This is a genomic window from Ectothiorhodospira mobilis (genome assembly GCF_900114895.1).
GTDB classification, from domain to species: Bacteria; Pseudomonadota; Gammaproteobacteria; order Ectothiorhodospirales; family Ectothiorhodospiraceae; genus Ectothiorhodospira; species Ectothiorhodospira mobilis_A.
In genome coordinates this window covers 1-15157 of record NZ_FOUO01000003.1, presented here as the reverse complement: position 1 = coordinate 15157, position 15157 = coordinate 1, and the positions used below count along the sequence as shown (strand labels likewise).

At 69.1% G+C, this 15157-nt stretch carries 13 protein-coding genes; 4 read left to right on the top strand and 9 right to left on the bottom strand.

Features of this window, described 5'->3' with window-relative positions; translation table 11 throughout:
• Positions 1-11: 11 nt before the first annotated feature.
• From BM214_RS02915 to BM214_RS02890, 6 genes are read right to left on the bottom strand one after another with little or no spacing between them, the layout of a single operon-like run.
• Complete coding sequence (locus tag BM214_RS02915; protein WP_090483720.1) at positions 12-425, bottom strand: Na+/H+ antiporter subunit G; 414 nt, start codon at positions 423-425, stop codon at positions 12-14.
• A 20-nt stretch (positions 426-445) separates the two neighbouring features.
• Complete coding sequence (locus BM214_RS02910) at positions 446-715, bottom strand: K+/H+ antiporter subunit F (RefSeq protein ID WP_090483719.1); 270 nt, start codon at positions 713-715, stop codon at positions 446-448.
• On the bottom strand, positions 712-1233 hold the full coding sequence (locus BM214_RS02905) for a Na+/H+ antiporter subunit E (RefSeq protein ID WP_090483718.1): 522 nt from the start codon (positions 1231-1233) through the stop codon (positions 712-714). Before BM214_RS02905 ends, BM214_RS02910 begins: the two co-directional genes overlap by 4 nt.
• Positions 1220-2770, bottom strand: coding sequence for a monovalent cation/H+ antiporter subunit D (locus BM214_RS02900; RefSeq protein WP_090483717.1), 1551 nt, complete (start codon positions 2768-2770; stop codon positions 1220-1222). Before BM214_RS02900 ends, BM214_RS02905 begins: the two co-directional genes overlap by 14 nt.
• A complete protein-coding gene (locus BM214_RS02895) occupies positions 2767-3120 on the bottom strand; it encodes a Na+/H+ antiporter subunit C (protein WP_090483716.1) in 354 nt (117 codons plus the stop codon). The genes BM214_RS02900 and BM214_RS02895 overlap by 4 nt, the downstream gene beginning before the upstream one ends.
• Before the next feature lie 28 nt (positions 3121-3148).
• Entirely contained in the window at positions 3149-6007 is a 2859-nt protein-coding gene (locus BM214_RS02890; protein ID WP_090483715.1) for a monovalent cation/H+ antiporter subunit A, read from the bottom strand.
• Positions 6008-6267: 260 nt separating this feature from the next.
• Between BM214_RS02890 and BM214_RS02885 the strand changes: the two genes are divergently transcribed.
• Positions 6268-7716 (top strand): glutamate-cysteine ligase family protein, encoded by a 1449-nt coding sequence (locus tag BM214_RS02885; RefSeq protein ID WP_090483714.1) that lies wholly within the window; start codon positions 6268-6270, stop codon positions 7714-7716.
• A 10-nt stretch (positions 7717-7726) separates the two neighbouring features.
• The gene (locus BM214_RS02880) at positions 7727-8761 is read left to right on the top strand and encodes a M14 family metallopeptidase (protein ID WP_090483903.1); all 1035 of its coding nucleotides are present in this window, start codon (positions 7727-7729) and stop codon (positions 8759-8761) included.
• Positions 8762-8785: 24 nt separating this feature from the next.
• Here BM214_RS02880 and BM214_RS02875 read toward each other — a convergent pair whose 3' ends face one another.
• Positions 8786-8989, bottom strand: coding sequence for a hypothetical protein (locus tag BM214_RS02875; RefSeq protein WP_090483902.1), 204 nt, complete (start codon positions 8987-8989; stop codon positions 8786-8788).
• Positions 8990-9065: 76 nt separating this feature from the next.
• Between BM214_RS02875 and BM214_RS02870 the strand changes: the two genes are divergently transcribed.
• Entirely contained in the window at positions 9066-10961 is a 1896-nt protein-coding gene (locus BM214_RS02870) for a polysaccharide biosynthesis protein (protein ID WP_090483713.1), read from the top strand.
• Between the two features lie 33 nt (positions 10962-10994).
• Here BM214_RS02870 and BM214_RS02865 read toward each other — a convergent pair whose 3' ends face one another.
• Together BM214_RS02865 and BM214_RS02860 are read right to left on the bottom strand one after the other, a co-directional pair.
• Positions 10995-12440, bottom strand: coding sequence for an OmpP1/FadL family transporter (locus BM214_RS02865; protein WP_090483712.1), 1446 nt, complete (start codon positions 12438-12440; stop codon positions 10995-10997).
• Between the two features lie 227 nt (positions 12441-12667).
• On the bottom strand, positions 12668-13444 hold the full coding sequence (locus BM214_RS02860; RefSeq protein WP_090483711.1) for a class I SAM-dependent methyltransferase: 777 nt from the start codon (positions 13442-13444) through the stop codon (positions 12668-12670).
• A 119-nt stretch (positions 13445-13563) separates the two neighbouring features.
• Here BM214_RS02860 and BM214_RS02855 point away from each other — a divergent pair, with 119 nt between their 5' ends.
• Positions 13564-14994, top strand: coding sequence for an aminotransferase-like domain-containing protein (locus BM214_RS02855; RefSeq protein ID WP_090483710.1), 1431 nt, complete (start codon positions 13564-13566; stop codon positions 14992-14994).
• The last annotated feature ends 163 nt before the right edge of the window (positions 14995-15157 follow it).

Genomic DNA, 15157 nt, shown 5'->3' with positions numbered 1-15157 from the left:
ATCCCCGGGGCTCAGCCTTCCCCCGGGGCGCTGTCCCCCTCCTCCCCCCCGGTCTGAGGCGCGGGATCGTAGGTGCTCCAGCCGCTGCCGGTGCCCGTCTGCGGCAACCGTTCCCGTTCACCACCGTCCCGCTTGCGTTCCAGGTGCAGATGGGCCTTGGCGATGAAATGGGCCGTCACCGGGGCCGTCAGGAAGAGGAATGCGGTCACCAGCAACTCGTGCACCGAGATGGTCCCCTCCACCGCCCAGAAGAAGCCCATGGAGGCCAGCAGGGCCCCGCCCACCCCCAGGGTGGTGGCCTTGGTGGGGGCGTGCAGGCGCATCATCAGCGTGGGCAGCTTGAGCAGGCCCAGGGAGCCCACCAGGATAAAGACCCCGGACACCACGATCAGCAGGGCGATCAGCGCTTCCAGCCAGATTGCCATAACGGTTCAGCTCCTCGGATTCACTCGATCACGTTGCCGCGCAACAGGAAGCGGCAGAAGGCCACCGTGGAGATGAAACCGAACATCGCCAGCAGCAGGGCCGCCTCGAAATAGAGGGTGGTGCCCTGGTACATCCCCTGGAGGATGATGAGGGCGATGGTGTTGATCACCATGGTGTCCACCGCCAGCACCCGGTCCACCACCGAAGGCCCCTGGAGCAGCCGCCAGAGGTTCATCACCAGGGCCAGGGAGACGGCGACAAAACCGAAGATCAGGGCGTATTCGATCATGGGAAGATCTCCTTGAGCCGGGCCTCGTAGCGGGTCTTCATCTCCCGCACCGCCGCCTCCGCATCCGGGGCGTCCAGGCAGTGCACCAACAGGGCACGGCCATCGGCGGAAAGATCGCAGCTGACCGTCCCCGGTGTCAGGGAGATGGTCCCCGCCAGGATGGTGATGGCCTCGGGGGAGCGCAGCTCCAGGGGCAGGCGCACCCAACGGCTGGCCAGGGTGGCAGGATCACGGAACAGGATCAGCCGGGCCACGATCACGTTGGCCACGATCACATCCCACAGGGCCAGGGCGGTGAAGGCGAGCGCCCGATCCCAGGCCTGCAGGGGCGGCCGCCCCGGCCAGAAGTGGCTGGTGACGATGGGGATCACCACCCCCAGCACCGCGCCCAGGAGCAGCCCCCCCAGACTGAAGCCATTGAGCAGCAGCATCCAGACCACCACCAGGGTGAGGGTCATCAGGGGATGGGGCAGCCAGCGTTCCCGCAGGCCGGCCCCGGGATGTTCAGTGCGCGCCATGGCCCTTCTCCTCGATCACCTTTCCTGGGGTCTCCAGCACGGTGTCCACATAGCCCCCGCGATCCAGCAACTGGCCGGCGGTGGCCTCCAGGTAGGGGGTCACCTGCCCCGCCAGGGCCGTCCACAGCAGCAATCCCGCCAGCAGTCCGCCCACCGCGACGAAGGACAGGGCCCCGGAATCCGCGCCCTGCTCCATCCCGAGACGCCCCTCCTGGGCCGCGCTCTTCCAGAACAGGGTGCTGCCGCCCCGGGCGAAGCCGATGATGGCGAGAAAGGAGGTGACCAGGATGCAGGTCCAGATCCAGGCCGCGGCCTCCCCGTCCCGGACCGCGTCCAGGATGAGCAGCTTACCGACAAAACCCGACAGGGGCGGCAGGCCCGCCATGGCCAGGGCCGCCAGGAAGAAGAAGGCGGCGATCAGGCCCGACTGGGCAAAGGCGGGGGCCACCACCAGGCGGTCGCCGAGGCCGGAACGGCGCTCCGCCACCAGACCCACGAGCAGGAACAGGGCCCCCGCCGCCAGGGTGGAGTGCACCAGGTAGTACAGGCCGGCGGCCAGGGTCTGGTGGGTATACAAGGCCACGGGGATCATGACCGTGCCCATGGAACCGATCACGGCGAAACTCACCATCTGCCCCAGGCTGCGGGCGGCCAGTACACCAGTCATGCCCGTGGCCAGGGTGACCAGTGCCGCCGGCAGCAGCCAGTCCTGGACCAGGTGGGCGGCCTCCCCCATCCCCTCGCCGAAGATCAGGCCGTGCACCCGCAGGATGGCATAGGCCCCCACCTTGGTCATGATGGCGAACAGGGCCGCCACCGGCGCCGGGGCCAGGGCATAGGTCCCCGGCAACCAGAACTGCACCGGCACCAGGGCCGCCTTCACGGCAAACACCAGCAGCAGCAGCAGGGCGCCGGTCTGCAGCAGGGCCTGATCGCCGGGGGGCACCATGGGCACCTTGGCCGCCAGATCCGCCATGTTCAGGGTGCCGGTGACCCCGTAGATCAGCCCCACGGCGATGAGGAACAGGGACGACCCCACCAGGTTCACCGCCACGTACTGCACCCCGGCCCGCAGGCGGGCGGCCCCGCCGCCGTGGACCATCAGGCCGTAGGAGGCGATGAGCAGCACCTCGAAGAAGACGAACAGGTTGAACAGGTCCCCGGTGAGGAAGGCCCCATTGATCCCCATGAGTTGCAACTGAAACAGGGCGTGGAAATGACGCCCCCGGACATCGGCCCCGTCGATGGCGAACAGCAGCACCCACAGGGCAAGGAGGGCCGTAAGCAGGAGCATCAGGGCCGAGAGGCGGTCCAGTACCAGGACGATGCCAAAGGGCGGTGGCCAGTGGCCCAGGGCATAGACCTGGGGCTCCCCAGCGGAGGCCGTGACCAGCAGCCCCACGGCCAGAGCCAGCAGCAGCACGGTGGAGGCCACGGAGAAGATCCGGGCCAGCACCACATCGTGGCGCACGGCCAGCACCAGCATGGGCGCCACCAGGGCCGGGAGGAGGATCGGCAGGATGATCCAGTGATTCATGGGCGGTCCGCCTTCTCAACGGGTTCGGAGGGGGCCAGGTCCACGTGGTCGGTGTCCGATTCCAGATAGGCCCGCAGGGCCATCACCACCACCACGGCGGTCATACCGAAGGAGATGACGATGGCGGTGAGCACCAGGGCCTGGGGCAGCGGATCGGTGTAGCCGGCGGCATCCGCGGTGAGCACCGGCGGCAGGTTGACGGTCAGCCGGCCCATGGCGAACAGGAAGACGTTCACGGCATAGGTCATCAGGGCGAGCCCCAGGACCACGGGGAAGGTGCGGGCCCGCAGCACCAGGTACACCCCGGCGGCGGTCATGATCCCCACGGCACTGGCCACGAGCAATTCCATGGATTGTCCTCTCTCTCTTGGGTTCGGCTCAGGAAGGATCCCGCCGGGCCGTGCGGGCCGGCGTTGACGGATCAAAGTCCATGGGCCCCTCGTTGGCCGGCTCGTGACTGGCCACCAGCCCCAGGCGCGAGACCTGGGCCAGGGCCAGCATCACCGCCCCCACCACCGTGAGGAAGACCCCCACGTCAAAGACCATGGCGCTGGCCAGCTCCACCTCTCCCACCCACGGCAGATGCACGTAATCATGGGCCGAGGTGAGGAAGGGATAGCCGCCCACCATGGCGGCCACGCCGGTGGCCCCGGCCACCAGGACCCCCAACCCGATGAGGGCGTCGTAATCCACGGCCATGCGCCTTGCGGCCCACTGAAAGCCGCTGGCCATGTACTGCATGATCAGGGCGATGGACACCACCAGCCCGGCAATGAAGCCGCCACCAGGCATGTTGTGGCCCCGCAACAGGATGTACACGCCCACCAGCAGGGCCAGGGGCAGCATCACCCGGGTGGCCACCACCATCATGATGGGATGGCGGTCGGCGGCCCGGGGCATGTCCCCCTTCCAGGCGGCCAGATGCGCCGCCGCAGGACCGCGCAGGGCCCCCTCCAGGAGGGCGTAGATGGCCAGGGCGGCGATACCCAGGACGATGATCTCGCCAAAGGTATCGAAGCCGCGGAAGTCCACCAGGATCACGTTCACCACGTTGGCGCCGCCCCCGCCCGGCACCGCCTGATCCAGGTAATAACCGGAGATGGTGGAGAAGTCCCGGGTGAGTACGGCCCAGCACAGGCCACCCACGCCGACCCCCGCCAGCACCGCCAGCACCCCGTCCCGCACCCTGCGCGCGCCGGAACTCTCCTCGGGGGTGCGCTTGGGCAGGAAGTACAGGGCCAGGAGCATGAGCACGGTGGTGACCACCTCCACGGAGATCTGCGTCAGGGCCAGGTCCGGGGCCGAGAGATAGAGAAACCCGATGGAGACCATCAGGCCCACCACACTCACCGCCACCACCGCCAGAAGCCGCTGGCGGTGGTGGGCCACCGCCAACCAGCAGCCACCGGCCATGAGCAGCCACAGCACCCCGGCCACGGGGAAGATCTCCAGGGTCTCCCGAGTCCCGGGCAGATGGGCCGCGCCGCTGAAGGCGGCGTATCCCAGCACCACGGCACTGGCCAGCATCACCGCCAGGTAGCGCTGCAGGGCCCCGTTGTGCAGGGTATGGATGATGTACTGGCTGGCGGCCACCAGTCGGGCCATGGCCGCGTCGTACATGGTCTTGGCCTCGGGATGGGGCCCCGCCCGCCAGCGCGCCCAGGCATCGCCATAGCGCCAGAGCAGGGCCGCCCCCCCCAGCAGGGCCACCACGGACATCCCCAGGGCCGGGGTGAGCCCGTGCCACAGATACAGGTGCAGATCGGGCAGCGCACCGCCGGTGACCGCATCCGCGGCGGCGCGCACCAGCGGGCCCGCCGTCTGCTCCGGGAACAGACCGATGATCACCACCAGGGCTACCAGCACCGCCGGCGGCAGCCAGAAACCGGCCGCCGGGTCATGGGGCCTCCGGGGATAGTCCGCCCGGGGCGGTCCCCAGAAGACATGGACGGCATAGCGCAAGGCATAGGCCACGGAGAACACCGCCCCCAGGGTGGCCGCCGCCGGCACCAGCCAGGGCAGCCCGGCCCATGGGGTATGGGCCGCCTGCTCCAGCATCATCTCCTTGGAGATGAAGCCGTTGAAGGGCGGGATCCCCGCCATGGAGGCGGCCGCCACCATGGCCAGGGTGGCGGTCACCGGCATCAGGTGCATCAGCCCCCCCAGCCGCGGGATGTGGCGCGTGCCGGTCTCGTGGTCCACGATCCCCGCGCTCATGAACAGGGCCGCCTTGAAGGTGGCGTGGTTGATGATATGGAACACCCCGGCCGCCGCCGCCATGGGGGAGCCCAGGCCGAAGAGGAAGGTCACCAGCCCCAGGTGGCTCACCGTGGAATAGGCCAGCAGCCCCTTGAGATCGTCCTTGAACAGGGCGATGCCCGCCGCCAGCACCATGGTGAACAGCCCGGTGGTGGCCACCAGATAGAACCAGACATCGGTGCCCGCCAGCACCGGCCAGAGCCGGGCCAGGAGGAAGATCCCCGCCTTCACCATGGTGGCCGAATGCAGATAGGCGGACACGGGGGTGGGCGCCGCCATGGCATGGGGCAGCCAGAAGTGGAACGGGAACTGGGCGCTCTTGGTAAAACACCCCACCAGGATCAGCAACAGCGTGGGCAGATACAGGGGGGAGGCCTGGATCTGCTCACCCCGCTCCAGGATCACCGACAGGTCGTAGGAGCCGGCCATCTGCCCCAGCAGCAGCATGCCGGCGATCATGGCCAGCCCGCCCCCGCCGGTGACCACCAGGGCCATGCGCGCCCCCTGGCGCCCCGCCGGCAGGTGCCGCCAGTAGCCGATGAGCAGGAAGGAGGACAGGCTGGTGAGCTCCCAGAAGACCAGCAGCAGCAGGATGTTGTCCGACAACACCACCCCCACCATGGCCCCCTGGAAGAGCAGCAGGTAGGTGTAGAACAGCCCCATGGGGTCCTTCTCGGACAGATAGAAGCGGGCATAGATGATGATCAGCAGCCCGATCCCCAGGATCAGCCCCGCGAACAACAGCCCCAGGCCGTCCAGGAAGAAGTTGGCGTTCAGGCCCAGCCCCGGCAGCCAGTCCCAGCCCGCCTGCACCACCTCGCCCCGCAGCACCGCCGGGGTGTGCACCAGCAGCAGGGCCAGGGCGAGGACGGTGACCGAGGCCGTGGCGGTGGCGCAGGCATTGCGGCCCGACCGGATCAGCAGACCCGGCAGGAGCGCCCCCAGAAACGGCAACAAGACGATCAGCGCAAGACTCATGGAAACACCCGAAGACCTGGACACACGAAACCCCGCCGGGATCTCTCCATGCGGCGGGGCGGGACGACCCTGCGGGGTCGCGCACGGCCCCGACCCATGCGCCGGGCACGGGCTTGGGGCCGTCTCGGGAAGACAGCGCACCAGATGCTAATCGAACCGGCCGGTCACCGCCACCCCGGCGCATGGGGCCTGCCGGGCGTTGACCGGCCTGCGTCGGGGGCGCAGGATCAGGGCGATAGGGCAGCCGGACGGGGCATCCCATGGGCCAGGAAATCCAGCAGACCCGCTTTTCGCCCCGGGACTTCACCCGCTTCCGAGAGCGTCTGGCGGCGGAGACCCGCCTCGCCCGGGAGATGGCCGCCGGCGGCGCCTTCGATGCGGGCCCTCCCGTGGCCGGTTTCGAGATCGAGGTCTGTCTGCTGGATGCCCGGGAGGCCCCCGCCCCCGTGAACGCGGCCTTCCTGGAGCGCATGAACGACCCCCTGGCCACCCTGGAACTGGCCCGCTTCAACGTGGAACTCAACACCCGCCCCCACCCCCTGGAAGGAACGGTGCTCTCGTCCCTGCACCGGGAACTGACCGCCACCTGGCGGCGGGCGGAGGCGGCCGCCGAGTCCATGGGCTGTCATGCGTTCATGACGGGCATCCTCCCCACCCTGGACCCGCAACACCTGTGCCCGGCGTACATGTCCGACATGAAGCGCTACCGCGCCCTCAATCGCCAGGTCTTGCAGGCGCGCCAGGGCCGCCCCATCCACCTGGACATCAAGGGGCGGGAACACCTGGTGATGGACCAGCGCGACGTCATGCTGGAGGCGGCCACCACCTCGTTCCAGATCCACCTGCAGACCCCCCTGGACACGGCCCACCGGGTCTACAACGCCGCCATCCTGGCCTCCGCCCCCCTGGTGGCCGCGGCGGCCAATGCCCCCTTCCTCTTCGGCCGGGACCTGTGGGACGAGACCCGCATCCCCCTGTTCGAGCAGGCGGTGGAGACGGGGGGTTACGGGGATGTGGCCCGGGGCCCCCTGCGGCGGGTGAGTTTTGGCTCGGGATTCGCCCGGGAATCCATCCTGGAATGCTTCGAGGAGAACCTGGAACACTTCCCGCCGCTTCTGCCCCTGTGCGAGGACGCGCCGCCGGAGCAGTTCGTCCACCTGCGCCTGCACAACGGCACCCTGTGGCGCTGGAACCGCCCCCTCATCGGCTTCGACGCCTCCGGCCGGCCCCATATCCGCATCGAGCACCGGGGGATCCCCGCCGGCCCCACCCTGGTGGACAGCCTGGCCAACGCCGCCTTTTTCTACGGTCTCGTGGAGGACCTGCTCACCCACCCCGGTGGCCCCGAGGGGATCATGGCCTTCGCCACCGCCCGGGACAACTTCTACCAGGCGGCCCGCCTGGGCCTGGAGGCCCCCCTGCACTGGGAGGGAGACACCCCCATGAAGGCACGGGATCTGATCCTGGACCGGCTCCTCCCCCGGGCACGACACGGATTGAGACGCCTGGGCCTGGACGCCGGCGACCGTGACGACTATCTCGGCATCCTCGCCGCACGGGTGGACAGCGGTCAGAACGGCGCCCGCTGGCAGCGGGATTTCGCCGCCGCCCATGGCCGGGACGCAACGGCCCTGGTGCGTGCCTGCCGACAACGCCAGACCGGAGACCGCCCCGTGCACACCTGGGACGCGGCGGAACAAAGGGCGTAGCATGGGGATCATGCTCAGAGAGTGCGATCACCTCCCCGAGGGGTTCCTGGAGACCCCGGCACGGCGGATCCACCGCATCGTGCCGGAACCCACCCTCTTCCATCTGCCGGGCCGCCGGGAACCGCCGCTCTTCGTCTGCGTGCTGCTGCACGGCAACGAGCCGGTGGGCCTGGAGGCGGTGCAGGCCTTGTTGCGGGAGATGCCCACCCCCCTGCCCCGGGCCCTGTCCCTGTTCGTCGGCAACGTGCAGGCGGCGGCCCAGGGGGTGCGGGTGTTGGAGGGGCAGCCCGACTTCAACCGCATCTGGCCCGGGGGCGAGCACACCGACGGCCCCGAGGCCCGGCGCATGCAGGCGGTGGTGGACCGGATGGCGGAGCGCGGGGTCTTCGCCAGCGTGGACCTGCACAACAACACCGGCCTGAACCCCCACTACGGCTGCGTCAACCGCCTGGATCCCCCCTACCTGCACCTGGCGGCCCTGTTCGCACGCACCGTGGTGCATTTCACCAGCCCCCGGGGGGTGCAGTCCCTGGCCATGGCCCCCCTCTGCCCCGCCGTCACCCTGGAATGCGGCCGCCCCGGGGATCCCCACGGGGTGGCGCACGCCCGGGACTACCTGCAGGCCTGCATGCACCTCTGCACCCTCCCGGACACCCCGGTGCCGCAGCACGACCTGGACCTGTTCCACACCGCGGCGAGGGTGCAGGTCCCCCCCGAGGTGGGGATCGCCTTCGCCCCCGGGGAGGCGGACCTGGTGTTCGACACCGACCTGGATCACATGAATTTTCGGGAACTGCCGGCAGGCACGGCCCTGGCGCGGGTGCGCCCCGGGAGCGGGGCCCGGGTGACGGCCCGGGACGAGACGGGGAGGGAGGTGACGGGACGCTATTTCGCCGTGGACGGGGACCGGCTGGTGCTCACCCGCCCGGCCATGCCCTCCATGCTCACCCTGGACGCCAGCATCGTGCGCCAGGACTGCCTGTGCTACCTCATGGAGCGCATGGCCCCGCCGGGGGCGCCCCCGGCGATCATGGATGCGGGATGAACCGCCCTGGACTTCCCTGTAGGGTCAGCGCTCCACCTTCTCATATACCAGGGTCGCGGCATCGCCCCGGCGGTAGTAGGGCGGCGGGTTGCGCATGCACTCCAGGGCCTCGTCCCGTTCCCGGGCGGAGTCGAACCACTGGATCTCCTCCCAGTGCGGCCCCAGCAGGTGGGGGGCACGGAAGGGATCTCCCTCGGGCAGGGTCATGCGAATGCCGTAACGCTTCACGGAATCGGCCTCCCGTTGCATGGATCGAGGGGTGGGGAAGGCGTACTATAGCACCCCCAAAGGGACCTTGAATGCCATGGTGATACTGCACAAGTTGCGCGATTTCCCCCTCAAACGCTGGGCGGCCCTCGTCCATGACCTGCTGTGGATCCCGGCCGCCCTGTTCATGGGCTACTGGACCCACGCCAACTTCCGCCTCATGGCCCCGCCGGACTATGCCGGCTACGCCGACCTGCTGCCCCTGGTGGTGGCGGTGCAGGGGATCGCCCTGTGGGGTTTCGGGCTCTACCGCGGCATCTGGCGCTTCGCCTCCGTACCGGATCTGGTGCGCATCCTCAAGGCCGTGGCCGGCGGCACCCTGGGGATCGCCGCCCTGGTCTTCCTCCTGAAGATGCATGGGGTGCCGCGCACCGTCATGGTGCTCTACCCCGTCTTCCTCACCATGGGCCTCACCGGCCCGCGGCTCCTCTACCGCTGGTTCAAGGATCACCGCCTGGGTCTGGCCCGGGAGGACGCCCAGCGGGCCCTGGTCATCGGCGCCGGGCGCTCTGGGGAGATGCTGGTACGCGACCTGCTCAAGGACCACCGCTATCTCCCCGTGGGGGTGCTGGACGATGCCCCGGGGAAATGGGGACGGGAACTGCACGGGGTGCGCATCCTGGGCCCGGTGGCGGAGCTGGAACGGCTCCTGGATACCCTGGCGGTGGATGTGGTCCTGCTGGCCATGCCCTCGGCACCGGCCACCCTGGTGCGCCAGGTGACCCACCTGTGCCGGCAGCGGGGCAAGGCCTGCGGCACCCTCCCCTCCATCTACGAGATCGCCGGCGGGCACTCCCGCGCCGGCCAGCTACGGGAGATCCGCATCGAGGACCTGCTGGGACGGGAGGCGGTAACCCTGGACGATGCCAGCCTGCGGCGCTTCCTCCAGGGACGGCGCGTGCTCATCACGGGTGCCGGGGGATCCATCGGATCGGAACTGTGCCGACAGGTGGCCCTGCACGACCCGGCACACCTGGTGATGGTGGACCACTCGGAGTTCAACCTCTACAGCGTGGACCAGGACATCCGCCCCCTGCTCGCCCCCGACCGCTTCACCCCCCTCCTGGCGGACGTGCGCGACAAGGCCCGGCTGCGCCGCATCTTCCAGCGCTTCCGGCCCCAGATCGTGCTCCATGCCGCCGCCTACAAGCACGTGCCCCTGGTGGAACAGAATGCGGTGGAAGGGGTGAGCAGCAACCTGCTGGGTACGCGCAACACCGCCGACCTGGCGGTGGAATTCGGTGCCGAGAAGTTCCTCCTGGTGTCCACCGACAAGGCGGTCAACCCCACCAACGTCATGGGGGCCACGAAACGGGCGGCGGAGATCTACTGTCAGGCCCTGCACGCCCACCCGGGTACCGCCTTCATGGTCACCCGTTTCGGCAATGTCCTGGGCTCGGCCGGCTCGGTGGTGCCCCTGTTCCGCCGCCAGATCGAGGCCGGCGGACCGGTGACGGTCACCCATCCGCAGATCACCCGCTTCTTCATGACCATCCCCGAGGCGGTGAGCCTGATCCTGCAGGCGGCGGCCATGGGCGAAGGCGGGGAGGTGTTCGTCCTGGATATGGGCGAACCGGTGCGCATCGACGACCTGGCCCGGCAGATGATCCAGCTCTACGGCCGGGAGCCGGACCGGGACATCGCCGTGGAGTACGTGGGCCTGCGCCCCGGGGAGAAGCTCTACGAGGAACTCTTCCACGCCGAGGAGGACCTGGTCCCCACCCGCCACAGCAAGATCCTGCGGGCCCGCACCCGGGCGGTGGACCCGGCCCGGCTGGAGACCCAGCTGACCCGGGTCACCGCCGCCTGCAGGCGGCAGGACGAGGTGGAGGTGCGCGCGGCCCTGCGGGAGATCGTGCCGGAGTTCACTTCATCGGACCGGCCCGCCGGCCCGATCCCCCTGCAGCAGGCCCTGCAGGGCACCGGGGCCTGACCCCGGCCCCTTTCCCGTTGCCGATCTGGCGTTTCAGAAGCGGTAACCGTAGTTCACCCGCCAGACGGTCTGGCCATGGCGCATCTCCACCCCGGTGGCGGACTGGGTGACGCGCACCTGCGGGGCGTAGGTGGCCGAGGCATGGAGCTGGCTGCGGGGGGTGAAGCGGTAGCTGAAGCCTCCGCTCAGGTGGTGCTGCACGATGGCGGGGAACAGGGGGTTCACCGTCTCGTCGGGGATGGGGTTGCTGGCGTAGTTGGTACCGCCCCGCAGGGTCCAGCGGTCGTTCAGGCGGTAGGCGGCCCCCAGGGAGATCACCGTCTGATCCTTCCAGCGCTGTTCCAGTTCGGCGTCCAGGCGCGTACCGGCGAAGGCCCCGTTGGCCGGGGAGGCATCGGCGGTGAAGCTCATCTCCAGTCCCTCCATGGCCTCGGACCAGTTCAGATGGCGCAGATCCGCCGCCAGCAGCAGGCGGTCGCTGGCGCGGTAGGCCATCCCCAGGCCGAAGCTCTCCGGCCACTGGAAGTCCCGCACACGGATCCGCCCGGTCACCGGCACATCCTGGAATCCGGCCCCGAAATCCGCGCCAAAGGCGAGGCGGGCATCACCGCTGCTCAGATCGTCCAGATGGGTCTCGCTGTGATAGGTGGCCCCCACCGCCAGGCGGTCCGTCAGCTGCAGCAACACCCCCAGCTTGCCCGCCAGCCCGTTGGCCGAGGCCTCGCCGGTGAAACGGTCGTCATTGCTGAAGTCAAAGCGGGTATAGCTCACGTCCTGGATCGTGCCGTTCCCCAAGAGGGTATTGAACCCATCCACCATGGAACCCTGGGCCGAACCCAGGCCCGGGGTGCCCCCGGGCCGGGCCATGCGGCCGAAGGTGGCCCCGTCCAGGTCCATCTGCAGGTCCAGCCCCGCCCAGATGTAGTCCAGTTGCACCGCCAGGGAGACGCGATCGCTCACCTCGAAGGCCAGGGGGAACATGACCCGCCCGAGGCTGAGTTCGGAACGGATGGACTGACCCGAGAGGGGGGCCATGGCCCCCATCAGGGTCTGCCCCCGGGAGAACAGGAGGGAATCCGAGCGGAAATCGGTGCCCATCCCCCCCTGGGCCATGACGGCGGCCCCGTAGCTCACCCGGCCCTGCTTGCGCACCAGGGAGAGGGAGGGCATGTGATACCAGCGTCCACGGCTCTCGTCCGCCCGCGGCGCCCCGGGGGCGCGGGCCTCCACCCGGGGGGCCAGCAGGGTGTAGCCCAGCCCCAACACGTCCTGGCCGGGGGCACGCATACCCAGGGTCGCCGGGTTGTTCATGACGGCGGAATTGCCCGTCTCATGGGCCAGGCTGGCCCCGCCCATGCCCCCGGCGATGGCGCCGAAGGCATCCATGTTCATGGCGTTGGTGGCCTGGGCCGCCAGCGGGCTCAACAGCGCGCCGGGCACGGAGAGGGCCGCCAGGGCCCGTGCCAGTCTCATGGTCATCCTCTAAGCCTCCCTTGGAATCCTTGTTCTTTTTTCGCCCCGCGCGGTATGGATCTGCCTGCGGCGGCGGATTGAAATATATCAAAAATGAATATACTTAGAACACAAAAGGATTTAATGGGGGCATCGATTCTGCTGTTACCTGCAATGCACACACCCGCCGCGGACCGATGCCGCGGCGGGTGTGGGTCCGGCGATGCCGGCAGGATCCTCCCGAGGCGGGGGGATCAGGCGGGGCGGAAGGCCACCTGCTGCACGAAGTCCACCTCATGGAAGTCATAGGGGCGGCGCAGGTCACCGAAGCGCTCCACGTTCACAAAGCCCGCATCCTCCAGCAGATGGGTGAGATAGTCCTGGCGCAGGGGGTACATCTTCAGCTCAAAACGGGCGCCGTCGGAGAAGACATACTCGAAGCGGGCCATGGTGCGGTGCAGTTCCACCGGGCCCACGTCCACGCCCTCACCGGTGTAGCAGTAGGCGTGCTTGGAGCTATAGCCCTCGTCCAGCATGGCGTCGTAGTTGCGCTGGTCGATCACCAGCATGCCGCCCGGGCGCAGCACGCGGAAGATGGCCCGCAGGGCCGTGCGCCGGTCTTCATGATCGAACAGATGAGTGAAGGAATTGCCCAGGCAGACGGCGGCGTCGAAACGCTCCGTGCCCAGGGTGTCATCCAGCACGCGCCAGTCCACCACCCGGGAATTGGCGAACTGCACGCCGTGATGCTCCGCGTTTTCCTTGGCCTTGGCGAGCATGTTCTCGGAACCGTCGGCGGCGGTGACGTTGAAACCGGCCTGGGCCAGGGAGACGGCGTTGACGCCGGTGCCGGAGGCGATGTCGATGACATCCTTCACCCCATGGGCCTTGAGCAGCCGGTTGTAGAAGGCCCCCTCCCGCTCCAGACGGGTCTCCCAGCCCACCAGGTCGTCCCAGTATTCCGCAAAGCTGCGGGTGTACTGCTTGTAGTGGTTGCCGGTATCGGCGTTAAGTGCTTGCTCCTGGCTCATCTCTGAACTCCTGTGCAGTCTGCTTGCGAAGGGAGACCGTATTGTGGGGGCCACCCCGGAACCGATACAGATGCAGTTCACGGGATTTCATTGCGGTACAGTTTCGGTATCCTGGGTCCATGGGGGAACATCTCTACGAACGCGTCGCCGCCGGGATCGAGCAGCAGATCGAACAGGGCACCTACGCCCCCGGGGATCGGCTGCCCGGCGTGCGCCGCCTGCGGCTCCAGTTCGGGGTGAGCATCGCCACGGTGGTGGCCGCCTGCGAACTGCTGGAACAGCGGGAGATCCTGGAGGCGCGGCCTCGCTCCGGGTTCTACGTGCGCGAGCGCCCCGATCATCTGCCCGCACCGGCGGAGTCCTCCACCGAACCCGAAGGCCCCAGCCTGATCTCCGGACAGGAACGGGTGCTGGAACTGGTGCAGTCCCACAACGCCCCGGAGATCATCTCCCTGGGGGCCGCGGCCCCGCCGGCGGAATGTCTGCCCGAGTCGGCCCTGGACCGCAGCTTCGCCCGGGTGCGCCGCACCCAGCGGGCCCGCATCGGGGCCTATGACTTTCCACCGGGCAGCCCGGAGCTGCGCACCCAGGTCGCCCGCCGCATGGCCGACGCCGGCTGCAGTCTGGGCCCGGACGACATCGTGCTCACCCAGGGCTGCCAGGAGGCCCTCACCCTGAGCCTGCGGGCGGTGGCCCGGCCGGGGGATGTGATCGCCATCGAATCCCCCACCTTCTACGGCATCCTGCAGGCCATCGAGTCCCAGGGCATGCAGGCCCTGGAGATCGCCACCGATCCCGCCTCGGGCATGCGCCCCGAGGCCCTGGAACGGGCCCTGGAGACCTGGCCCATCCGGGCCTGTGTGATGATGCCCAGCTTCGGCAATCCCCTGGGGCACCTGGCCCCGGATGCGCGTAAGGCCCAGTTGGTGGATCTGCTGGCACGCCGCGGGGTACCGCTGATCGAGGACGATGTCTACGGCGAGCTGGACTTCCACGGACCGCGCCCCTGGGCCGCCAAGGCCTGGGATACCCGGGGTGAGGTGCTCTACTGCGGCTCCTTCTCCAAGACCCTGGGGGCCGGACTGCGGGTGGGCTGGGTGGCACCGGGGCGCTACCGGGAGCGCATCACCTACCTGAAATACGCCACCGCCCAGGCCACCCCCACCCTGCCCACCCTGGCGGTGGCGGACTACCTGGAACAGGGGGGGTACGACCGTTTCCTGCGGCGGGTGCGGCGCCACCACGAGCGCCAGGTGCGGCGCGTGGCCGATGCCGTGCGCCGCCACTTCCCCGCCGGGACCCGCCTCACCCGGCCCCGGGGCGGTTTCGTGCTGTGGGTGGTGCTGCCCGAGGGCGGGGATGCCCTGGCACTGCAGACCCGCGCCCTGGCGGCGGGGATCAGTATCGCCCCCGGGCCCATCTTCTCCCCCACGGGCCGCTACGGACGCTGCCTGCGGCTGAACTGCGCCCTGCCCGGCTCGGTGGACGTGGAGGCCGCCCTGGCCCGCCTGGGGGCCCTGGCGTGCCAGGACACACCCGAGGCCCCCTGAAGCGGGTTTGACAGACACGGCGGATTTGGCGTATCAACCCCGCCTCCCTCCATGCCCCACGGCCGGAGGTACCTGTCCGGTAGCCCCCGTATTCCATAGCCCCCACTGATCCTCCATCGTCACCGGTACGATCTCAAGCAATAGAGGGGATGTGGCGGATGAG